General features: G+C 34.1%; 20 protein-coding genes and 1 pseudogene. 15 read left to right on the forward strand and 6 right to left on the reverse strand.

Features of this window, described 5'->3' with window-relative positions:
• Positions 1-34 precede the first annotated feature (34 nt).
• From queA to IQ05_RS07595, 3 genes are all read left to right on the forward strand, one after another.
• On the forward strand, positions 35-1,084 hold the full coding sequence (queA, locus tag IQ05_RS07585) for a tRNA preQ1(34) S-adenosylmethionine ribosyltransferase-isomerase QueA (protein WP_144891626.1): 1,050 nt from the start codon (positions 35-37) through the stop codon (positions 1,082-1,084).
• 313 nt (positions 1,085-1,397) lie between these two features.
• A complete protein-coding gene (gene kynU, locus IQ05_RS07590) occupies positions 1,398-2,696 on the forward strand; it encodes a kynureninase (protein WP_144891628.1) in 1,299 nt (432 codons plus the stop codon).
• Positions 2,697-2,783: 87 nt separating this feature from the next.
• Entirely contained in the window at positions 2,784-3,212 is a 429-nt protein-coding gene (locus IQ05_RS07595; RefSeq protein WP_144891630.1) for a YMGG-like glycine zipper-containing protein, read from the forward strand.
• 60 nt (positions 3,213-3,272) lie between these two features.
• On the opposite strand, the gene IQ05_RS07600 is transcribed toward IQ05_RS07595, so the two are convergent.
• Entirely contained in the window at positions 3,273-4,805 is a 1,533-nt protein-coding gene (locus IQ05_RS07600) for a cryptochrome/photolyase family protein (protein WP_144891633.1), read from the reverse strand.
• A gap of 2 nt (positions 4,806-4,807) precedes the next feature.
• Positions 4,808-5,449, reverse strand: a complete 642-nt coding sequence (locus IQ05_RS07605) for a flavin reductase family protein (RefSeq protein WP_144891635.1) — start codon at positions 5,447-5,449, stop codon at positions 4,808-4,810.
• Positions 5,450-5,615: 166 nt separating this feature from the next.
• On the opposite strand from IQ05_RS07605, the gene IQ05_RS07610 reads away from it, so the two are divergent.
• Positions 5,616-8,003, forward strand: coding sequence for a penicillin acylase family protein (locus IQ05_RS07610; protein WP_144891637.1), 2,388 nt, complete (start codon positions 5,616-5,618; stop codon positions 8,001-8,003).
• Between the two features lie 63 nt (positions 8,004-8,066).
• A complete protein-coding gene (locus IQ05_RS07615; RefSeq protein ID WP_144891685.1) occupies positions 8,067-9,449 on the forward strand; it encodes an FAD-dependent oxidoreductase in 1,383 nt (460 codons plus the stop codon).
• On the opposite strand, the gene IQ05_RS07620 is transcribed toward IQ05_RS07615, so the two are convergent.
• Genes IQ05_RS07620 through IQ05_RS07630 form a run of 3 tightly spaced genes read right to left on the reverse strand, consistent with a single transcriptional unit; the run spans position 9,450 to position 12,651 of the window.
• Entirely contained in the window at positions 9,450-10,706 is a 1,257-nt protein-coding gene (locus IQ05_RS07620; RefSeq protein WP_144891639.1) for an NAD(P)/FAD-dependent oxidoreductase, read from the reverse strand. It lies immediately after the preceding gene.
• Positions 10,707-10,750: 44 nt separating this feature from the next.
• Positions 10,751-11,113: a cupin domain-containing protein gene (locus IQ05_RS07625; RefSeq protein ID WP_144891641.1), complete on the reverse strand. Its 363-nt coding sequence runs from the start codon at positions 11,111-11,113 to the stop codon at positions 10,751-10,753.
• Between the two features lie 17 nt (positions 11,114-11,130).
• Positions 11,131-12,651: a helicase HerA-like domain-containing protein gene (locus tag IQ05_RS07630; RefSeq protein ID WP_144891643.1), complete on the reverse strand. Its 1,521-nt coding sequence runs from the start codon at positions 12,649-12,651 to the stop codon at positions 11,131-11,133.
• Between the two features lie 371 nt (positions 12,652-13,022).
• Between IQ05_RS07630 and IQ05_RS07635 the strand changes: the two genes are divergently transcribed.
• From IQ05_RS07635 to IQ05_RS07670, 7 genes are all read left to right on the forward strand, one after another.
• The gene (locus IQ05_RS07635; protein WP_144891645.1) at positions 13,023-13,841 is read left to right on the forward strand and encodes a MotA/TolQ/ExbB proton channel family protein; all 819 of its coding nucleotides are present in this window, start codon (positions 13,023-13,025) and stop codon (positions 13,839-13,841) included.
• A 73-nt stretch (positions 13,842-13,914) separates the two neighbouring features.
• Positions 13,915-14,526: an ExbD/TolR family protein gene (locus tag IQ05_RS07640; protein ID WP_144891647.1), complete on the forward strand. Its 612-nt coding sequence runs from the start codon at positions 13,915-13,917 to the stop codon at positions 14,524-14,526.
• An 18-nt stretch (positions 14,527-14,544) separates the two neighbouring features.
• Positions 14,545-15,090, forward strand: a complete 546-nt coding sequence (locus IQ05_RS07645; RefSeq protein WP_144891649.1) for an ExbD/TolR family protein — start codon at positions 14,545-14,547, stop codon at positions 15,088-15,090.
• Between the two features lie 37 nt (positions 15,091-15,127).
• Positions 15,128-15,928: an energy transducer TonB gene (locus IQ05_RS07650; protein ID WP_144891651.1), complete on the forward strand. Its 801-nt coding sequence runs from the start codon at positions 15,128-15,130 to the stop codon at positions 15,926-15,928.
• A 230-nt stretch (positions 15,929-16,158) separates the two neighbouring features.
• Positions 16,159-17,067: a PstS family phosphate ABC transporter substrate-binding protein gene (locus IQ05_RS07660; RefSeq protein ID WP_144891656.1), complete on the forward strand. Its 909-nt coding sequence runs from the start codon at positions 16,159-16,161 to the stop codon at positions 17,065-17,067.
• A complete protein-coding gene (locus IQ05_RS07665) occupies positions 17,057-18,757 on the forward strand; it encodes a tetratricopeptide repeat protein (RefSeq protein WP_244289543.1) in 1,701 nt (566 codons plus the stop codon). Before IQ05_RS07660 ends, IQ05_RS07665 begins: the two co-directional genes overlap by 11 nt.
• A 168-nt stretch (positions 18,758-18,925) precedes the next feature.
• On the forward strand, positions 18,926-19,558 hold the full coding sequence (locus tag IQ05_RS07670) for a 7-carboxy-7-deazaguanine synthase QueE (RefSeq protein ID WP_144891658.1): 633 nt from the start codon (positions 18,926-18,928) through the stop codon (positions 19,556-19,558).
• A gap of 48 nt (positions 19,559-19,606) precedes the next feature.
• Here IQ05_RS07670 and IQ05_RS07675 read toward each other — a convergent pair whose 3' ends face one another.
• The gene (locus IQ05_RS07675) at positions 19,607-20,329 is read right to left on the reverse strand and encodes a class I SAM-dependent methyltransferase (protein ID WP_144891689.1); all 723 of its coding nucleotides are present in this window, start codon (positions 20,327-20,329) and stop codon (positions 19,607-19,609) included.
• Positions 20,330-20,402: 73 nt separating this feature from the next.
• Between IQ05_RS07675 and IQ05_RS07680 the strand changes: the two genes are divergently transcribed.
• The 3 genes and pseudogenes from IQ05_RS07680 to IQ05_RS07690 all read left to right on the forward strand — a co-directional run.
• On the forward strand, positions 20,403-20,897 hold the full coding sequence (locus IQ05_RS07680; RefSeq protein ID WP_144891661.1) for a YkgJ family cysteine cluster protein: 495 nt from the start codon (positions 20,403-20,405) through the stop codon (positions 20,895-20,897).
• Between the two features lie 63 nt (positions 20,898-20,960).
• Positions 20,961-22,187, forward strand: coding sequence for an ABC transporter permease (locus IQ05_RS07685; RefSeq protein WP_144891663.1), 1,227 nt, complete (start codon positions 20,961-20,963; stop codon positions 22,185-22,187).
• A 41-nt stretch (positions 22,188-22,228) separates the two neighbouring features.
• Positions 22,229-22,441: pseudogene (locus tag IQ05_RS07690) on the forward strand (1-acyl-sn-glycerol-3-phosphate acyltransferase); the annotation flags it as partial.
• Positions 22,442-23,205 lie beyond the last annotated feature (764 nt).

A 23,205-nucleotide genomic window follows, 5' to 3' on the forward strand; every position in this document is an offset into this window, starting at 1 on the left:
GTACTGCATAAATCATAACATATAACTTTTTCAAATGAAATTATCACATTTTCAATTCGATTTACCAAAAGAACTTCTTGCAGAGTATCCTGCCGAAAACAGAGACGAAGCACGTTTAATGGTTATTGACCGTAAAAAACAAACCATAGAACACAAAATGTTCAAAGATGTTATCGATTATTTTGACGAAGGCGATGTCTTAATTTTAAATAATACTAAAGTTTTTCCGGCTCGTTTGTACGGAAATAAAGAAAAAACTGGAGCAAGAATCGAAGTGTTTTTATTGAGAGAATTAAACTCTGAGCAAAGACTTTGGGATGTTCTTGTTGATCCAGCTCGTAAAATTAGAATTGGAAACAAACTATATTTTGGTGACGATGACTCTCTAGTTGCTGAGGTTATTGACAATACTACTTCTCGCGGTAGAACGCTACGTTTTTTATATGACGGTTCATACGAGGAATTCCGTAATAAATTAACAGAACTTGGTGAAACTCCAATCCCTAAATACATTTCTAGAGATGTAACTCCTGAGGATGCAGAGCGTTACCAAACTATCTATGCTAAAGAAGAAGGTTCAGTAGCAGCACCTACAGCTGGTTTGCATTTCTCTAAACATTTATTGAAAAAACTAGAAATAAAAGGAATCAATTTTGCTGAGGTTACGCTTCACGTAGGCTTAGGAACTTTTAATCCTGTTGAGGTTGAAGATTTATCGAAACACAAAATGGATTCTGAGGAATTAAAAATTACTCAAGGAGCCTGTGATATCGTAAACGCAGCTAAAGCTAAAAAGAAACGCATTTGTTGTGTAGGGACAACTTCTATGCGCGCTGTAGAAAGTTCTGTTTCATCACAAAACACACTTAATCCGTTTGACGGATGGACAAATAAATTTGTTTTTCCACCGCATGATTTTGCTATCCCAACGTGTATGATCACTAATTTTCATACTCCAAAATCAACTTTATTAATGATGATTTCTGCTTTTTGTGGACACGATTTAATGAAAAGAGCATATGCCGAAGCAATCGAAGAGAAATATAAGTTTTACTCTTACGGTGATGCCATGTTGATTCTATAATACAACATAATCATATCATAAGTATTAAATCTCGTCATTCGTGGCGAGATTTTTTTTGGTGTGACCCTCCCAGAAAAAGGTCGGGTCGGGCTATCCGCTTTATCTTTATTTTCTTAAAGAAAGAAAATAAAGGATGCCGCTGTTATCCCTCACACTAACTCGTCCGTCAATCTCGATCCTCTTCTATCAGGATTTTTAATGATAAAGCTCGGTTCTAACTCTGGTTTTTGGGATTTCATGAAGTTCCTAATTCGTTTAAACACTTGCTACTATCGCTGCATTTTTTGTACATTTACAAATCTAAACCGAAAGTATGAAATTTCAAAATACCCTTGAATTTGCAAGGCAACTAGATATCCAAGATCCTTTAAACAAATACCAAGAGGAATTTATATTTCCGCAAGTAAACGGAAAAAAAGTAATTTATTTTACTGGAAATTCACTTGGATTACAACCCAAACGCACCAAAGCTTTTGTCGACGAAGTCATGAATGATTGGGCAAACCTTGCTGTAGAAGGACATTTTTATAGTGATAAACCATGGTGGGATTACCACGAACGTTTTGCTAATCCGTTAAGTAAAATTGTTGGAGCACTTCCTTCAGAGGTAACCGTGATGAATACCTTAACCGTGAACCTTCATTTATTAATGGTTTCTTTTTACCAACCTACAAAATCCAGATTCAAGATTATTTGTGAGGAGAAAGCATTTCCTTCGGATCAATATATGTTTCAAAGCCAAGTTGATTTTCATTCAAGATCGGTAGGTTTTGATCCTAATGAAGCATTAGTAGAAATTAAAAGACGCGAAGGCGAACATAACATCCGTCTTGAAGATGTGTTAGCAAAAATAGAAGAAGTAGGTGATGAGTTGGCTTTGGTTCTCATTGGTGGGGTCAATTATTACACCGGTCAAGTTTTTGATATGAAAACGATAACTGCTGCAGGGCACAAAGCAGGTGCTTACGTAGGATGGGATCTGGCACATGCTGCAGGAAATGTAAAGTTAGAATTACACAATTGGAATGTAGATTTCGCTTCATGGTGCAGTTATAAATACATGAATTCAGGGCCAGGAAATGCATCTGGTTGTTTTATTCATGAAAAGCATCATAACAATAGTGAGCTTCCAAGATTTGCAGGATGGTGGGGACATAATAAAGAACGTCGATTTAAGATGGAGCAAACTTTTGATCCCGTTCACGGTGCCGATGGTTGGCAAATTAGTAATTTACCCATATTGTCATTAGCTCCTTATTTGGCATCAGTAACTATGTTTGATGAAGTAGGTATGGATGCTCTAATTCAAAAAAGAGACAGTATTACATCGTATTTAGAGTTTATTTTACATGAAATCGATAAAGAAGTTGAGAGTACTTTTGAAATCATAACACCACAAAACCCTTTAGAAAGAGCTTCCCAACTTTCTGTCTTACTGCATGGTGAAGGCCGCAGTTTGTTTGATTATTTAATGGAAAATGGGGTAATTACAGATTGGCGTGAACCTAATGTGATTCGTTTGGCGCCTGTACCTTTATATACCTCTTATGCAGATATGTATGAGTTTGGTCAAATTTTAAAAAAAGGAATTTTAGAGAAAGCGAGTCTATGAATTATGTAAATTAAACTTGGAATTAGATAATTGAACTAGGGTTTTTATGTTGTTACTTTGTTGTTTAACAATAAAATAAAAATAATTATGAAAATAGTATACTTTATGTTACTTGCTATGGCGGTAGTTTCTTGTCAAAATCAAGGTAAAATGGATGTTGCAAAAGCAAAAGCAGCAACAGTTGATTCTATGAAAGTAGAAATGGAAAAGCAAAGAGTAATTGACTCTATGCAGCAAGTAATGGTGAAAATGGAAGAGGCTAAAGTCGAAACCCAAAAAGAAGTTGTTGTAGTTAACCAGCAAGCTCCTCAAGGAACAACAACTACAACTACGACAACTAAAAAGAAAGGTTGGAGTAGCACTGCTAAAGGAGCAGTAATTGGTGCAGGAGTAGGAGCTGCAACTGGAGCAATTATTAGTAAGAAAAAAGTGCAAGGTGCTATTATTGGTGGTGTTGCAGGTGCCGGAGTTGGCGCTGGAACTGGTGCCATTATAGATGCTAGTAAGAAAGAATAGTTTATTTAGAATATAAAAAAAGCGTTTCAATTCTGTGAGGAGTTGAAACGCTTTTCTAGTTTAATACAAATCCATATTGTTTATAATATCATTTGCTTTGAGCTTGATCTTGTATAAATCCTCAGGATCAATTTTTTTAAGAAGGTTGAGCATCATTCCCATGCGCTGGTTTCCCTTAAAATATTCTTTCTTTTCGTCCAGAAAATTCCAGTAAAGCGTATTAAATGGGCAGGCTTTATCTCCAAATTTTTCCTTCACATTGTAATGGCATTTAACGCAATTGTTACTCATTTTATTGATATAACTTCCTGAGGAAACGTAAGGTTTTGTTGCGATAATTCCGCCATCTGCGTATTGTGACATACCTCTTGTATTGGGCATTTCTACCCATTCGATGGCATCAACGTATACACCTAGATACCAATTGTCTACTTCGTCAGGATGAATTTGCGTTAATAAAGTAAAGTTTCCTATTACCATCAAACGCTGAATATGATGTGCATAGGCATCCTTCAAACTTTGATTAATAGCATGACTCATGCAATTCATTTTAGTTTGACCGGTCCAGAAAAAATCCGGCAGTCTATTGGTGTTGTTTAAAGCATTCATTTTAGAATAGTTGGGCATTTCTTTCCAATAAATTCCTCTTATGTATTCACGCCAACCTAAAATTTGCCGAACAAAACCTTCAACCTGTGAAATGGAAATGCTGGATTCATGTTCATGATAATATGCAACTACAGTTTCAATCACTTCTTTTGGTGAAAGCATTTTGCTGTTCATGGCAAACGATAAACGAGAATGAAACAGATATTTTTCATCTGTATGCATGGCGTCTTCGTAATCTCCAAAGTGGCGAAGCAAATGATCACAAAAATAACCAAGTTGCTCTAATGATTGCGCTCGGCTGGTAGGCCAGTCAAAGTTTTTCGGGTCAATTGTACCAAATGTATTGATGCCAGCTTTTTCAATTTGAGAGAGAAGCGCTTCGATATCGGTCCCAAATTTTTTTGCTGCAGGAACTGGAACTTCTCCTTTGTATTTTTTTCGATTATCTGCATCAAAATTCCATTGATTACCAACAGGTGTTGAGCCATCCATCAAAACATGGTGCTTTTTACGCATGTGTCGGTAAAAATTTTCCATTAGTAATAACTTCTTACCTTCAAAAAAATCGGTCAACTCCTCTCGTTTGGTGTAAAAATGTTCCGTTTCGAATGCTTGGGTCTCAATGGTAAGTTTTGAGCAAATCAATTTTAATTGCTGATCCAGACGGTATTCGTCAGGTAATTGATATTCAAATTTGGTAATGCCATATTTTTCAATACAATTGGCAATCAATTGATCTAAATTTTGAGGATTATCTAAGGCTGTAATTTCGAAATAGAGTACTTGATGACCTTTATCTTTAAGGTCTGTGTAAAAATGCCTCATTGATTGAAAGAATGCCACAACTTTCTGTATGTGGTGCTTCACATAATCTGTTTCCTGACGCATTTCGGCTAGCAAATAAATGGTAGTATCATCTTTTTCTTGAAACCAAGAGTGCGTCGCATTCAATTGATCACCAAGGATTAACCGTAGTTTTTTCATGTTTATTTTTTGAAAAAGGAAGTTGTTGGAATTTCTTTTCGGGCATACTGGAAACGGTCCATTAATTTGGGTAAACAATACCCGTCTAAACCATTTATAGCCACAACATTTCCACGATCTATTTGCAACCACCCATCTTTATGTTCTAATTCTTCTTTGTAAAAAAGATGTTCAATAGATGCAATAACATGTATGGTGTCATTTTCTACAATATGGTATTCATTAACATATTTACACAATAATTGTACTGGACTCCCCTTAACAAAGGGAGTAGGGATGCCTTCTTTGAATTCCTCTTCAAGTGTTGTTTTGTCAAACTCAGAAACTCCTAATTCATAATTGGCCGAGGTGTGATGTGCAGCCTCAATCATATCTGCTGTGATGTGATTTACGGTAAAGTAGCCAGTATCTTTAATGTTTTTGTACGTATCTCTTGGAACCGTAGTGGGGCGCATAATAAATCCAATCATTGCGGGATTACTCCCCAAGTGGGTTACGCTACTAAAAATAGCAACATTTGATTTTCCATCAATAGATTTTGTCCCCAATAAATTTGCTGATTTATATCCTGTACACGAATTGATTAAGTTTAATCTTTCAATTTTTTCCATTTGAGATATGATATCTCTTGAAATATGTTTCATAAGTCGTATTATTTTAAACAAAGATACTTTTTGTTTAATTAATCAAGAAATAAATTAAACAAAATATAGAGATTTTAAATTATTTTATTGCATCGTACTCCAGTCGTAATTATTTGTTTCATATCACTTCCAAATCCTATATATTTGTTTTTCAATTTATCCCATGATGAAAACACTAAAAAAATCTCTTTTTATTTTGCTTCTACTAGTAGCCGTTTTAGCAGGTTCCATTTTTTTGTATGCGCTATACTCAAAACCTACATATGAGGGTGAGGTAGTGTTAAAAAATATTCAAAAAGAAACAACCGTTCATTTTGATGAATTTGGTGTTCCTCATATCTATGCAGCAAATTCAAAAGATGCCATGGTTGCATTAGGGTATGTCCATGCACAGGATCGATTATGGCAAATGGAACTAATGCGCCGCATAGCTCCTGGAAGGTTGTCAGAAATCTTTGGATCAGTAGCATTGAAAAATGATAAATTTTTTGCCGGCTTAGGGATTGAAGAAGCCTCAGCCAAAGCAATAGCAGCATTAGATAAAAATAGTCCAAGTTACCAATTGACGATGTCTTATCTTGATGGGATTAATCAGTATTTAGACCAGGGGAAAACGCCGATAGAGTTTAGTTTGATTGGAGTGAAGAAAGAAAAGTTTACTATAAAAGATGTGTATAATATTTTTGGATACATGTCTTTTAGTTTTGCAATGGCTCAAAAATCAGATCCTTTGTTAACAGATATTCGCAATAAATATGGTGCCGAATACCTTAAGGATTTAGGAATAAATGGTGAATTTAATACTACGAAAATAAAAAACGCATCCGAAAATCCCCAAGAGTATGCAGCTATATCTAAGTCTATTGCAAAACTTTTAGACCAATCACCTGTGTCTCCTTTTATAGGAAGTAACAGTTGGGTTATTGCGCCAAAGAAAACTAAAAACGGAAAAGTTATTTTTGCTAATGATCCACATATTGGGTTTTCTCAACCGGGAACTTGGTATGAAGCTCATATTGTTGTACCAGATTTTGAGTTATATGGTTGTTATTTAGCAGGAACACCCTATCCTTTATTAGGGCACAACAGAGATTATGCTTATGGATTGACCATGTTTGAGAATGATGATATCGATTTGTATCAAGAACAATCCAATCCTAAGAATGATAAAGAGTATAAAACTCCTAATGGTTATGGTACTTATGAAATTAGAAAAAAAACAATAAAGATTAAAGACTCAACAGATTGTGTTTTGAGCGTAAAAATAACACGACATGGACCTATAATGAACGACTTGATGGATGGTTTAGAGCCTAATAAACCCGTTGCATTATCTTGGATTTATACCCAACAACCCATCAATATTCTAGACGCAGTTTATTCGCTTTCGCATGCGAAAAGCAAAGCTGATTTTAGAAAAGGGGTAGCATTAATAGCAGCTCCAGGATTAAATGTAATGTACGGCGATGCTAAAGGAAATGTTGCATGGTGGGCTACGGGTAAGTTGTACAAGCATAATAAAGGAGTAAATCCAAACTTCATCTTAGACGGAGCTTCTGGAAAAGATGATATTGTTTCGTTTTTGGATTTTTCCAAAAATCCTTCGGCAGTAAACCCAAGATGGAATTACGTTTATTCAGCAAATAATCAGCCGGAACCTATAGATGGATTTAATTATCCGGGATATTATTTGCCCGAGGATCGCGCCAAAAGAATTGCTCAATTATTAGATGCTAAATCCTCTTGGGATAAAGAAGCTGTTGGAAATATGATCTTTGATAATGTTTCATCGGTTGCGCCAAATGTAGTCAAGGAGTTGATTGCAAATTGTAGTTCTAAAGCACTTTCGGGTACTCAAAAACAAGTAATTTCTATTTTAAAAGATTGGAAAGGCTCTAATAATCTGGATGATGTAGCTCCTACAATCTACAACAAATGGATCTTTCAATATATGAAAAACACTTTTGAAGATGAGTTAGGAAAGGAAAAGTTTGAAATGTTCCTAGGCACCCATGTCATGAAACAGACTATTGCGAATCAAATACAAAATAAAAATTCTGTTTGGTGGGATAACATCAATACTAAAAACAATAAAGAAACCAGAGCAAATATAGTGTTGCAGTCATTTAAGGAGGCTATATCAGAGCTTGAAAAACAATTAGGCCCAGATGTATTGGCTTGGACTTGGAACAGAGTACATACTTTAGAACATCAACATCCTTTGAGTAAAGTCGCAATTTTGAAAAATATTTTCAATGTGGGTCCTTTTGAGGTATCAGGTTCTAGTGAAGTTATAAATAATTTGTTCTTTAGTTTTAGTGGTAGCGGTGAATATCAAGTAAAAGGCGGGCCTTCTACACGAAGAGTAATTGATTTTTCGGATATTGAAAACAGTTTGAGCATTTTGCCTACTGGACAATCAGGGAATCCCATGAGTGCCCATTATGATGACCAAGCAGAGTTGTACAATACAGGTAAATTTAGGAGGATGCTTTTAAATAAAGAGGAAATTCAAAGGACTTCTACTAAATTAACTTTCAAGCCCAGTAAATAATGTCACTTTTTAAAGAGCTTCCGCTAATTAATGACTAGTTTTGCTTAACATATCATGAAAATAATGCAAACACCTCAAAAAATTGCCGTAGTAGGTTCAGGTTTAGTAGGAACACTATTGGCGATATATCTAAAAAAATTAGGTCATACGGTTCACGTGTATGATAGAAGTCCTGACATTCGAAATATTCAATTTTCAGGTCGATCTATCAACTTAGTAATGTCTAATAGAGGATGGAAAACATTAGAAGATATAGGTCTTGATTATGAAATACGTGCTATCGGTATTGCTGTAGACAAACGAGGAATACATTTACAAGACGGAAGTTATGTAACTCAAAATTATGGTAAGGAGGGAGAGGCAATCTTTTCACTTTCAAGAGGGATTTTAAACCGTAAAATGATAGATCTTGCCGAAAAGGAAGGGGTGGAATTCTTTTTTAATCAAAAAATATGGGACGTCACCTTAAATGATGCTACTTTACACATAGGTGAAACGGAGCGTGGTGAATGGACAGAGATTAAATTTGACAAAGTTTTTGGAGCTGATGGTGCTTTTTCACGCATTAGACACAAAATGCAACGTCAATCGATGTTCAATTATTCTCAAGAGTTCATGAAAATAGGGTATAAGGAATTGCATATTCCTGCAAATCCTGATGGTTCACATAAAATAGATGCCAACTCATTACACATTTGGCCAAGAGGAGATTTTATGTTAATGGGTTTATCTAATCTTGATGGTAGTTTTACATGTACTCTTTTTATGCCTTTTGAGGGAGATAATTCATTTGAAAAGCTAAAAACGGAGAAAGACTTGGTTGATTTTTTCGCTAAATTCTTCCCTGATACAAAAGCTGTAATCCCGAATCTGGTGGAAGATTTTTTTAAGAATCCAACCAGTTATTTGGTAAAAATGAAATGCTATCCTTGGACCTATGATGATAAAGTTGCTTTAATAGGTGATGCCGCTCATGCAATAGTACCTTTTTATGGTCAAGGGATGAACGCGGGATTTGAAGATATTACTATTTTACAAGACTGTATTGATAAACACGGAGACAACTGGCGAGCAATTTTCTTAGAATATGAGCAACTTCGCAAACCAAATGCGGATGCAATTGCAGAATTAGCAGAAAGAAACTTCATGGAAATGAGCTCAAAAACTGCTGACGAGAATTTTTTATTGCAAAAGAAAATTGAAAAATGGTTCTCAGACAAACATCCTGATAAATGGACTCCTCTTTATAGTTTGGTCACTTTTAGTCTTATACCTTATGCCGAAGCGCTGGCTCTTGGTGAATACCAAAACAAAATAATGGAAGAAATTTTAAAGATGGATGAAATTGCTACTATATGGGATTCCAAAAAAGTAGAAGATAAAATACTGGAACTTTTACAATACAACAAAGGACTCTTTTTTAGAGTCCTTTGTTGTTTTTTTTAGTTATTTTTTTGTGGCGGGTTTTAGTAACACACGCAACGTACTATCATTATTAAAGTAGCTAAACATCCAGTTTACAAAAATAGATAGTTTGTTTTTAACGCTCAATATTAGCATGAGGTGAATGAACATCCAAGTGAACCAAGCCAATCGTCCTTGAAAGCTAAATTTTGGTAAATCTACAACTGCTTTTCTTTTGCCTACTGTGGCCATGGAGCCTTTGTCGTGGTACTCATATTCAATTTTCTTTCCATTCTTGAAAGCTAATTTGAAGTTTTTAGCTAAAATTTTGGCTTGTTCAATAGCTACACTTGCTACTTGTGGGTGTCCGTTTGGATATTTTGGGGTTGTCATAAATGCAATATCCCCTAGGGCATAAACGGAATCTAATCCAGCAATGCCATTAAAACGGTCTACTTGAAAACGGTTGCCTCTTGTTAATGCACTTGTTGGTATTCCTTCTAGAGTATTTCCAGTAATACCTGCAGCCCATATTACATTTTTTGAACGGATTATTTCTCCATGTTGTAAACTTACCGTCTCCCCGTCATAATGACTTACTAGGGTATTGGTCATTACAATCACTCCTAAATCTTCAAGATATTTCTTAGACATTTTTTGGGATTCAACACTCATTGGATTCAAAACATTGGGTGAACCCTCCAGTAAATAAATGGTTAGTTTTGAGAAATCTTTGTCAGGATAATCTTTTGGGAGTATATTTTTTTTCATCTCTGCAAGTGCCCCCGCAAGTTCAACACCGGTTGGTCCTCCACCTACTACAATAAAGTTCATTAAAGATTGTAATTCCTCAGCAGGTGCAATCAATGCGTCTTCAAAGGTCTGCAAAATTTGGTTGCGCAATTGTATCGCCTCCGGTACTGATTTCATTGGGAATGCATGTTTCTCAATTTCAGTATTGCCAAAATAATTTGTGGTACAACCAAAAGCGACCACTAAGTGATCATAATCAAAATCAGCAATGGATGTTTGGAGAGTTTTATTTTGAGCATTCACACTAATGACATCAGCAATACGGATACGAACATTTTTTGAATGTTGAAATACTTTTCTCAACGGAAAAGAAATACTTGCAGGCTCTAGTCTCGCGGTGGCTACTTGATACATCAAAGGTTGAAATTGATGGTAATTGTTTTTATCAATCAATAAAACGTCGTAAGCAGTGTTTTCTAAGTCTTGCGCTAATCTTAAACCAGCGAAACCAGCTCCAATGATTACAATTTTTTTCTGATGTTCCATGTTTGTTTTCTTTTATACGTATAAAGATACCATTTATCTTTTGCTTACGCTTCTCTATTAACTTTTTCCATCGAAAATGCAGGTTTGCAAATAGCAATGTATTCACAAGGCTCGTCAAAAGGATTGGAATATTGCACTGGTGTATTTTTTTCAATTTTTATTGATTGACCCGCTTCAAGAATAACAACTTCGTCTTCTATTATGAATTGTTTTTTACCACTAATAATATAAGTATACTCCTCAAATTGGGGAGTTTGAAAAGGCTCACTCCACTTTGGGGGAGCCACCATGTGTGCAATTGAGATGTCGTTGTTTTGAGTTGCAATTAAGCCATGGTGTTCTTCAATCAATTTTCCGTCAGTGGTTGGGACTACAAAAGGGTTATTTTGAACTAAATATTTTTTCATATTTTGATTTTATAGCATTACTTTTTAAATATTTTGGTTAAAACTCCAAATACTCCTCGGATAAAAGTTGCACTCGTAAGTACTTTTAAAACAGATTTACCCACAACGCTAGCAGTGCTAGGCCCTTCATTTTTCTCTTTTTCAATTTTTTCTTCCTCAGTATTTTCAGCTACGCTTTCATTGACCTCGGTAATCTTTTTTTGCAGCATTTCATAGGCGCTTTCTCTGTCTACAACAGCGCTGTATTTTGAGACAAGTTTCGAAGAATTATTAATAGCGTCAATTTCACCTTCGGTTAAAACATCCATTCGACTCATAGGTGCTCTCATCATGGTTGCAGCAAGAGGAGTAGGGATACCCTTTTCATTTAAGGCTGTAACAAGTGCTTCTCCAATACCCAAACTTGTAAGGACATCTTCAGTGGTGTAATATTCAGAGGTAGGATAATTATCAGCAGTTTGTTTGATGGATTTTCGGTCATTGGCTGTAAAAGCCCTTAGTGCATGTTGTATTTTTAAACCTAATTGAGCAAGCACACCACTAGGGATGTCCATTGGGTTTTGAGTTATAAAATAAATCCCAATCCCTTTTGATCGAACTAGTTTTACAATAGTTTCAATTTGTTCTAATAAGGTTTTGCTTGCTTCGTTAAATATCAAATGTGCTTCGTCTATAAAAATGACTAGTTCAGGTTGTTCAACATCTCCTTGTTCAGGCATCTGCTGGTAGATCTCGGCCAGTAAACTCAACATAAAAGTCGAAAACAATTTCGGTTTGTCTTGAATATCTGTTAGGCGCAAGATGTTCACGTATCCTTTCCCTTTTTCATCTATGCGCATCAAATCATTGATATCAAATGACATTTCGCCAAAAAACAAATCAGCTCCTTGTTGCTCAAGTTCAATTATTTTTCGCAGGATAGTCCCCGTTGTAGCTGTTGATATCTTACCGTATAATTCCTCAATCTCTTCTTTGCCCTCATCGGTTATATAATTGATTACCTTTTTGATATCTTTTAAATCGAGTAATGGCATTTTATTGTCATCACAATATTTAAAAATTACTGCTACAACCCCAGCTTGCGTGTCATTTAAATTAAGTATTCTAGAAAAAAGGACTGGCCCAAATTCTGAAACAGTGGCTCGCAATCGCACTCCGTTTTGCTCAGACAAGGTTAATAGTTCAACTGGAAAACTTTCTGTGTTGTACGGAATGTTGATTTTGGCATGGCGATCAGTTATAAAATCTTTTTCTTCGCCCTGTTTAGCTATCCCGCTAAAATCACCTTTAATATCCATCATCAATACAGGAATACCAAAAGAGGAAAGCTGTTCAGATAGTACTTGAATTGTTTTTGTTTTTCCAGTACCAGTAGCGCCAGCAATTAATCCGTGGCGGTTAAGTGTTTTTAACGGTATTTTTACGTAAGTATTTGGTACAGCTTCTCCATCTAAAATAGCACCGCCTAGGGTTATACTTTCGCCTTTTGATTGAAAGCCCTGTGTTATATACGTGGTGAAATCATCTTTTTTGCTCATAATAGGTTTGAATTTAAATCGTATGCAAGTTATTATTTTTTATAAAACCAACAATTTAAGTATTTCCTGCAGTGTTAAAGCTTTTTTGTTATAAAAAAGGTGAAATATATTTTTTTTATTGCATGTCTTGTTTTTGAAATATTATAATAAATTTTCTTAAAAAAATAAATTATTTTTCGTGAAAACATTCAATTATATGTGAATATGGATTGAAATGAAGATATTGGGCTTTAGAATGTGTTATTGAAATAAATTTAATTACAATTAAATAAAAAAAAGTTTTTTTATTTGAACTAAAAATATAAATTTGCCTAACTACAAGTTTAATATAACTAAGATAAATTTATTTAAAACTATTAAAATTAAAAAAAATGGCAAACGTTAAAAAAGAAAAAGCGGCGAACGGAGGAGGAATGATTTCAGGAATCATTATTGTAGCATGTATCTTTGTTGGATGGTTAATTTGGAATTTCATAATGGGTGATGGCTCTAACTTTGAAGGTGGTGTTAATACAGGTCACCCACTGCCAGGAAACATGTTAGCAATGGTATACAAAGGAGGTCCAATTGTACCAGTTTTGTTAGGATTACTTTTAATGGTTGTTGTATTCTCATTTGAGCGTTATGCTGTAATTTCAAAAGCAGCTGGTAAAGGAAATCTTGATCAGTTCATGACTAACTTACAAAAAGATATTAAAGCTGGAAACATTGAAGGAGCTATTGCTGCTTGTGACAAACAAAAAGGTTCTGTTGCTAACCCAATCAAATCTGCTTTATTGAAATACCAAGAGGTTAAAAGAGAAGGTTTTGATAGTGAAGCTGCTGCTGAAACAATCCACAAAGAAATTGAAGAAGTTACTTCATTAGAAATGCCAATGTTAGAGAAGCACATGACTGTACTTTCTACAATGGTATCTTTAGGGACTCTTGCAGGATTGTTGGGAACAGTAACGGGGATGATTAAAGCATTTAGTGCATTATCTGCTGCAGGTACTCCTGATCAAGCTGCTCTTGCAAATGGTATCTCTGAGGCCTTGATTAATACGGCTACAGGTATCTCTACTTCTGCTTTAGCAATTATTGCTTACAACTTCTTTACTTCTAAAATTGATACTTTGACTTATTCTATTGATGAGGCTGGTAATACAATTGTGAACACATACAGACACTTCAGAAGTGCTCAAAAATAATTAATAATTTATTTTGCAAGAAAGTAGCTCTATTTTTGCTGCTGCTTTCTTGTAAATTTTAAAAAATATATTAATGGCTATAAAAATGAAGAAAAAAGCAGGGTCTACGGACATGACTGCTATGTGTGATGTGGCTTTTTTATTGTTGTCTTTCTTCGTAATGACTGCAACTGCAAAAATCCCTGAAGCATTGCCAGTTGATACCCCTGCATCAACAGTTCAGTCTAAATTGCCAGAAGATAATTTAGCAACCGTTACCATAGGTAAAGGAAAAGTATTTTATGATTTAAAAGGTAGAGAAGTTCGTAAGGAAGCTTTGCAATTGATGGGTCAAAAATATGGTGTTGAATTTACTGAAAGTGAAACTGAAACATTTGCTTTGATGGAAGGTATTGGAGTTCCAATCGCTAACCTGAAACAGCTTATTGCAATGAAAACTGCGGATAGAAACAAACCAGGTGTTCAGCCAGGTATGCCTAAAGATTCTCTTGATAATCAATTAAAAGAATGGATTTACAATTCTAGAATTGCAAATATCAAGGTGAATGATAAAGAATTACAATTTGCTATCAAAGGAGACGCGAAAGAGGAGTATCCTGCCATTAAAAAAGTAATGGATATTTTACAAGACCAGAAAATCAATAACTTCAATTTGGTTACTGGTTTAAGAGCAACTGAGAAATAATTAAAAAAATACACTAAAATGGCTGAATTAAATACTGGCGACGGTGATGGCAAAAAAGGTGGTAAGGTAAGAAGTAAAAAATCCAACTCAAAAGTAGATTTAACTGCTATGGTGGATTTAGCTTTCTTATTAATTACGTTCTTTATGTTGACTACTACTTTGTCAAAACCACAATCGATGCCTCTGGGTTTACCAGACAAACAAGATGATCCTACAGAGAAACCGATTAAAGTTGATGAAAATCGTACGTTAACAATAATGTTAGGTGATAATAACAAATTGGTATATTACATGGGATTGTTAGCTACACCTATAGCTGGTCCTAAAGAGATTGCTTACGGTAAAGAAGGTATTCGTGCTGAGTTATTAAAAAGAAAAAAATCAGTAGTTGAATATACAGGTAACAAAGATAAGGGGTTAATTGTTATCATTAAACCTGGTAAAAAATCAAACTACCGTAATCTAGTAGACATACTTGATGAAATGGCTATAGTAGGTGTTCCCTCGAATGCTATTGTTAATGATTTCACTCCAGAAGAATTAAAATTGTTAGAAAGTAATTAATATTTTAAATTACTAAATAACCTAATAAGTAAGAAAAATGAAATTAGATATATTCACAAACCAATGGCTTGATATTGTTTTCGAAGGTCGTAACAAAGCATACGGTGCTTACGAACTTAGAAAAACAAATAACAGTACTGCCACTAAAGCACTTATAATAGGAGCAATAGTATTTGCTTTTGCGGTTAGTATGCCACTTATTTTAGGTTTACTTCCTGATTCTTCAGATGGGGATGATACATTAGATACTAAAATTGTTAGTATTAAGTTGCCTCCTAAAAAAGAAGAAGTAAAGAAAAACCTTCCGCCACCTCCACCACCTCCACCAAAAGTGGATCAAGTGAAGTTTGTTAAGCCAGTTGTGGCTAAAGCAGAAGAAGTTACTGAGGAGCCACCAAAAACAGTGGAAATTAAAGACAAAAAGTTAGGTGCTGAGACAATCAAAGGAGATCCAGATGCTGTTCTTAGTGTTGAGCCTGTAGGTACAGGTACTGCTGCGGTAGTTGAGGAAGCTCCAGATAACACGGTATATAGTACTGCAGGTATCGAAGTGAAACCTGACTTTCCTGGTGGGATGGATAAGTTTTACAAATTTGTAGGTACAAATTACGTAACACCAGAAGAAGAAGGTTTAAAAGGTAAAGTTTTCGTATCATTCGTTGTAGAGAAAGACGGATCTTTGACTGATATCAAAGTTATTAGAGATATTGGTTATGGAACTGGAAAAGAAGCAATTCGTGTATTGAAAAAATCACCAAGATGGTCTCCAGGTGTTCAAAATGGTAAGCCAGTAAGGGTTTTATATTCTTTACCTATTACTATTCAATCTGCAGAATAATGTTGAACAACATAGTAAACAATATTAAGAAGAAATCGCTTAGAGAGCGATTTCTTCTTGTTTTAGGAATTTTGTTTTTTCTACTTTATCTAATTTTGGGATTGTTTATAATATTCATGAATAACTTTCCGTTAGATATGGATAGGATATATAGGGTTGCATTTGGAGTTATATTGATAGCGTATGCATCCTTTAGGTTTTTTAGAATTATAAACAGCAACAATTAGTCTATGAAAAAATTATCTATCTTATTCTTGTCTCTAGCCGTTCTTGTAGCTGTGTTTTATTCTTGTAATAAGTCAAATAAAGAAGAGACTATTTTAAAGGGTAATGCTACAATTTATGTGGATGAAACATTAACTCCTATTGTTGAAGACCAAGTTGCTGTTTTTGAAAGTGAGTATGATGCAAAGATTAATTTGGTTTCAAAATCTGAAGCTGAAACTTTGAATACACTTTTCAATAAAACTTCTACTATTGCAATTCTTTCAAGGAATCTTACTCCTGAAGAAATTAAGATATTTAAACAAAGGAAAATCAATCCTAAAATTACTCCCTTTGCTACTGATGCAATTGCATTTATTTCAAATGCAAGTAATAAAGATTCTCTTGTAGCGTTACAAGATGTATTGCATTTTATGCAAGGTAAAACAGGGACTAAAATTAAGGGTTTGGTATTTGATAATTTAAATTCAAGTACGGTTAGGTATTTAAGCGATTTAGCAGGAATTAAATCAATTCCTGAAAATGGAGTTTTTTCATTTAAAACAAACGATGAAGTAATTAAGCATGTTGCCTCAAACGATGGTTTGATAGGTGTTGTAGGTGTTAACTGGCTCACTCAGCCTAAGCCTGCCATGGTTGATTTTATTGAAAAAGTGCGTATCCTTAGTGTAAAAGGATTAAAAGGAAATGGGTATTTTTATCCTTCTCAAAATGATATTGCAGAGAAGAAGTATCCTTTGGCACGTGATTTGTATATAATAAATTGTCAGGGATTCTCTGGTCTAGGTATGGGATTTGCATCCTTCGTCGGTGGAGATATTGGACAAAGAATAGTATTAAAATCAGGTTTGTTACCTGTACGTATTCCCACAAGGAAATTTACAATAACTAATAGTCAAAAAGATGAAAAATAAATTAACTACAATTAAGATGAATAAAATCTCAACATTGAGCGTGGCTATTTTGGCAACAGCTTTTACTACACAAGCTCAAGATATTAATCAAGCAAAAAAAGCTATCGATGCAGAGCAATTCGAAAGTGCTAAGTCTATCTTGAAGTCAATCATTAAAGCAAAACCAACTAATGGTTCTGCCTTTTTTACTCTTGGTAATGTATATCTAGAACAAAACATTCAGGATTCTGCAAAAATATTTTTTGACAAAGGATTAACAGCGTCAGAAGATGGAAGACTTAATAATATTGGTCTTGGCCAAATGGATTTGGATAAAAATGATTTAACTGCAGCGCAAGCAAAGTTTGCTCTTGCATTAAAGGACATGAAAAAGAAGGATATTCAAGAGTTTATTTATGTGGCAAGAGCATATATGAATGCTGAAAAACCAGATTATAAAACTGCTATTACAACTTTGACTAATCCTGCTATTAAAAATAATCAGGATGCGCAATTGCAATTAGCTCTTGGAGATGCTTATTATGGTGATGGAAAACAAAATGAGGCTTATGTTGCTTACAGAAGCGCTTTTCAGTTAGATAATACACTATTAAAAGCAAAAATGCAGTTAGGTGTTTTGTTAAAAGGTGCAAAGTCATATGACGAGGCTTTAAAAGCGTATGATGAAGTAATTGCTTTAAACCCAAATTACGGTCCTGTTTACAGAGAATTAGCTGAAACGTATTATAAAATTGCACGTAATAAGCCATCACAAGCTGCTGCAAATTATAAAATAGCATTAGGTCACTATGATAAGTATATGTCTTTGACAGATTATTCACTTAACTCAAGAATGCGTCGTGCGGATTTCTTAATCTTAATTGAGGATTATGCTGCACTTGAAGTGGAAGCAAATAAAATGAGTGAATTAGATAAAGTGAATCCAAGAATTTACCGTTATTTAGGTTATGCAGCTTATAAAAATGGTAATTTAGATGTTGCAATTAAAGCCTTGCAGGATTTTATTGCAACACCTGGTAATAAAGTTATTGCTTTAGATTATTTAAATTTAGGTTTAAGTAGAATTAAAAAAGCAACAAGTGCTGACGGGCTTTCAGTTGATCCAGCAGGATATACTCAAGGTTTAGCCGATATTAAAAAAGGTGTTGAAATGGAACCGCTTGCTGTTCAAAGTTTAAGTGAAGTAGGTAAAAAAATGTTCTCTCAAAAATTGTATAATGAAGCTTCTGGTATCTTTGAGTTTGGAGCAAATACTAAAGAGTCTACTACTTATCTTGATGACAACGTGTATTATGGTTTAGCTATTTATTATGCAAACATCAATAAAGCAAAAGAAGGTAAAGCGGATGCTGCTGCATTACAAAAAGCAGACGCCGCATTTGAAAGAGTTTTAGCTGCTTCACCAACTTATTTAGAGGCTTACCTTTACAGAGCTAGAACAAACAGATTGCTTGAAAAAGATGATTTAATGGTTAAAAACTACGAAGATTATGTAGCTAAAACAACTGCTCTTGGTGATGCTGAACTTTCTAAGCCAGCTGTTAAGACTAAATTCATAGAAGCTTACAACAATATGGCTGCTAGTTTTGCAAACAGTGATAAAACTAAAGCTATTGAATATTTCAACAAAACACTTGCTCTTGATGCTGCAAATAGTTACGCATCTGAGTCTTTGAAAATTTTAAAATAATTTTTTCAAATTAAGTTATAAACCGGTAGTATTTGCTACCGGTTTTTTTATGTCTTTATCTTTGTTCGTTAACAATGTTTAGGTTTCATGAACTACAATTTATAATAGACAATTGTTTTTAAAACTTCTCTTTTCAAATTCCCTATCTTTGTGCTTTAAAAAATTAGAATGTTATCAAAAGAAATACAATTAGAGGTTAATAAAGGAGCAATGCTTCCGTTAATGGAGGAGTTTTATACCATACAAGGAGAGGGCTATCATACAGGTACTGCGGCCTATTTTATTAGAATTGGTGGTTGTGATGTAGGATGTCATTGGTGTGATGTTAAAGAAAGTTGGAATGCAGAGTTGCACCCACCTACCTCAGTTGATTTAATTGTTAGTAATGCTAGTAAATATGCCGAAACTGTTGTAGTTACTGGTGGCGAACCTTTAATGTGGGATATGACTTTATTAACGCAACAATTGCGAGATAATAATAGAAAAGTTCATATTGAAACTTCTGGTGCGTATCCTTTAACAGGTTCTTGGGATTGGATTTGCTTATCGCCAAAGAAGAATAAACTACCTACTCCAACAGTCTATGAGGCTGCTCATGAATTAAAAGTTATAATTTATAATAAACATGATTTTATTTTTGCCGAAGAGCAAGCAGAAAAAGTGTCGGGTAATGCTATTTTATTTCTTCAACCGGAATGGAGTAAAAAAGAAGAAATGACTCCATTAATCGTAGATTATGTGATGCAAAATCCAAAATGGCGCGTTTCTTTGCAAACACATAAATATTTGAATATCCCATAAGAACATGCATTTGATAATGCAGTTTTTTTAGTTTGAGTAGATTTTTTTTTAAGGTAAATGTGTGAGTTTTGCTAAATAATCAAAATGTTCTCCTTCTTGAATTAATTCACATTTAAATCCATTTGCGTACGCAGCATTTTGTAACGTATTGTAATCTAAATAGAGCCAAGGAAATGAGTTCTCTATCTCGTTTTTATATTTTATTTTAAATGTAATTTCGCCATAATAGCCATTGCTAGGTATCCATTTCCCTCCGTCTTCATCGTTATCAAACATATAAATGATATCCGAAGAATCTATTAAAATTTGACCATTACTTTTTAGCAAACTTTTTAGTTTATGTAAATAGTTGGGAATATCTTTTATTGTACCAAAAATCCCTGTACCATTCATTAATAATAAAATGGTGTCGTATTGTGTTTCATTTTCATTGAGCTTCAAATCTAAAACATTCTGGACTTTTGCATTAAGTAGACCTCTTAACTTGCATGCCGCAATGGCGTTATTCGAAATATCAATAGATTGCACGTTTAGTTTGCATTCGTTTTGTAAATACAAACTATGACTTCCGGCACCACAACCCACATCTAGAACAAGTCCTTTTGATAACTGCATTGCTTTTTGTTCAATAATAGGCATCTCATTAAAAGAACGAAACAAGTAGGCAATATTCATTTCATCTTCGTCGGATATTGAAGTTTCTGTAATTAAATCCTCTGGTGAATTATTGGTAACATAATCGAGTATGGCTCTGCCAAAAAGGTCTTTCATCATTTTTTTAAATCTTTATCATTTTCAGATGTCAAGTTTGTTACTTTTGTAGTTCAAATTATAAATCTGCAACTTGAAAAATATAATAATCAATCTTCCCAAAGAGGCCAAAGATAAGCATATCGAAAACAAAAAGTATTTTGATAAGTTAAAAAAGAAGATTCCAAAGAATTTAGATTATTTAATGCAAGACCTACACAACGCTGAATTTAAAAAAACGGATTGTTTAAAATGTGCAAATTGCTGTAAAACCACGGGGCCATTGTTTACTGATGCCGATATTGAACGGGTTTCAAAATATTTACGTCAAAAACCACAACAGTTCATTGATCAATATTTGCGCATAGATGAAGATAAAGATTATGTTTTGCAAAGCGTTCCATGTACATTTCTAGATAATGATAATGCTTGTATGATTTACGATGTGCGTCCAAAAGCTTGTAGAGAGTTTCCGCATACTGATCGTAAAAAATTTCAGCAAATCACCGATCTTACTTTAGTGAATGTTACTATTTGTCCAGCTGCCTTCAATATTGTAGAAGAGATGAAAAAAAAATTACCTTTATAGTATAGTCCTAGGTAATAATTTTATTCCAAACTAGTTGCATAACCTATAAAAGTCCATTTTACTTTGAATATAGAATATTTCATCGCTAAGCGCCTCGTTTCATCTAAGGATTATAAAAGTAGCATATCATCGCCTATTATAAAAATTGCTATTTCGGCAATTGCAATTGGTATGATCATGATGATTGTTTCTGTGGCAACAGGTATTGGATTGCAACAAAAAATCCGTGAGAAAGTCGCAGCCTTCAATGGTCATATAGTGATTTCCAATTATGATACCAATCAATCGGATATGACATTGGTGCCTATTACCAATAAACAAGATTTTTATCCAAATTTCTCAGCAGTTCCCGCTGTTACACACATTCAAGCTGTAGTAAGTAAAGCTGGAATCATTAGGACTGAGAGTGCTTTTGAGGGGATTATTTTCAAAGGAGTAGGAAAAGATTATAAGTGGGATAATATAAAAGAGTACTTGGTTCAAGGAAGAATACCAAACACAACCCAAAGTTTAAATGAAGAAGTTGTGATCTCTCAGTTTATAGCCAACCGTTTAAATTTAAAAGTAGGGGATTCTTTTAATACCTTTTTCATGAAGGACAATGGGTATAATTTACGGAACTTTAATATTGTTGGAATATTTAATTCAGGATTTCAGGAATTTGATTCCACTTATATTTTGGGAGACATAAGGCACATGCAAAGAATCAATAAATGGAAACCAAATCAAGTTGGTTCATTTGAAGTTTTTGTGGATGATTTTGATGCTATTGAAGCAATAGGGGAACAGGTTTACGAACAAACAGGTTCCACACTCGATTCAAAAACCATTACCGAGAAATACAGTTATATATTTGAATGGTTAAAATTATTTGATTTTAATATCATTGTCATACTTATTGTCATGATTCTTGTTGCTACCATAAACATGGTTGTTGCTCTTTTAGTTTTAATTTTGGAGCGAACACAAATGATAGGTATTCTTAAAGCGCTTGGAGCAAATAACTGGTCAGTTAGAAAAATATTTTTATACAACGCTTCATATCTTATAGTAAAAGGTTTGTTTTGGGGTAATTTTATTGGTGTCTCATTACTTTTGGTCCAGCAGCAATTTGGAGTTATCCAGCTACCGCCTGAAAACTATTATGTAAATCAAGCTCCAGTCTATATAAATTGGTTGTATATTTTGTTATTGAATCTTTTAACTGTACTAGTCTGCTTGGTAGTCCTTGTGATACCTTCCTATATAATTACAAAGATTTCGCCAGTACGTGCAATTCGCTATGATTGATCTAAGTATTTATTTTTAATCATATCAGGTGTGAAATTTTGAAAAAAGGATTGCGCATGAAAAAGAAAGGCATTCTTCAATCGTTTATCATCAAAGAACCACTTGATATCGATTATGAAAATGACACCATTGATGAAATTGTAGAAAAAGTAGAATACGCAATTGAACAACATGCATCGTTTTTAAAAGTAATACCAGCAGAGATCATTCAAGAGCAAGAGGAATTAAACAAAACCCGTAGATGGGAATATTAAATTTTATTTGGGCGTTCCCTTATATAAAACCACAAGAGTAGCAGTTGATCCTGCTACTCTTGTGGTTTTATATAAGGTCGGGCTCTTCGCTACAAGTCCTCGTTCCTTCCTTAAAGTCGTCACTGTGGGCTTTTCGCTGCTATTCCTAACGCAGTTTGAGATTCTAGAAAACGTTTTTGTTAGAGAAGTAAAAACATTACCTACTATATGAAGGTGTATTGTATTGTTATAGTAGCAAAAAGAATACTACCTATTATATAATAGAGTAGGGATTACTTATTACAACACTAGAAAAACCAGTACACCTTATATAGATTGGTATCAAATACCCTCCAAAGGCTTGATTTCACTGTTCGGTTATCAAAATTCAAGTTAACTGGAAAAAAGTTTAGGTTTTAAGAAACGAGTAATCAGTGCTTTAGTTTAAAAGTTAAGAAAAGATTAAAAAAAGGCGAATAAAAAGCTTGTAAAAGCGAATAAAGGTTGTATTTTTGCACCCGCAATGACGCAGACGTTCTTTAAAATACTGACAAGAAAAACAAAGTTAATAGAGATTTACTCTTTAGAAAAAACTTTAAAAAAAGCTTGTGAGATTTAAAAACGAAAGTTATCTTTGCACCCCGCAAAACAACGGAAGTTCTTTGAGAGATTGATAAGAGAAAGAGAAGCGAATGAGATAAAAATTATCTCAAAAAAACTTCAAATTTTTCTTGCCAGTTAAAAAAAGAATAACTACTTTTGCACCCGCTTTGAGAAACAAACGA

It is taken from the genome of Flavobacterium tiangeerense (genome assembly GCF_007830355.1).
Lineage (GTDB): Bacteria > Bacteroidota > Bacteroidia > Flavobacteriales > Flavobacteriaceae > Flavobacterium > Flavobacterium tiangeerense.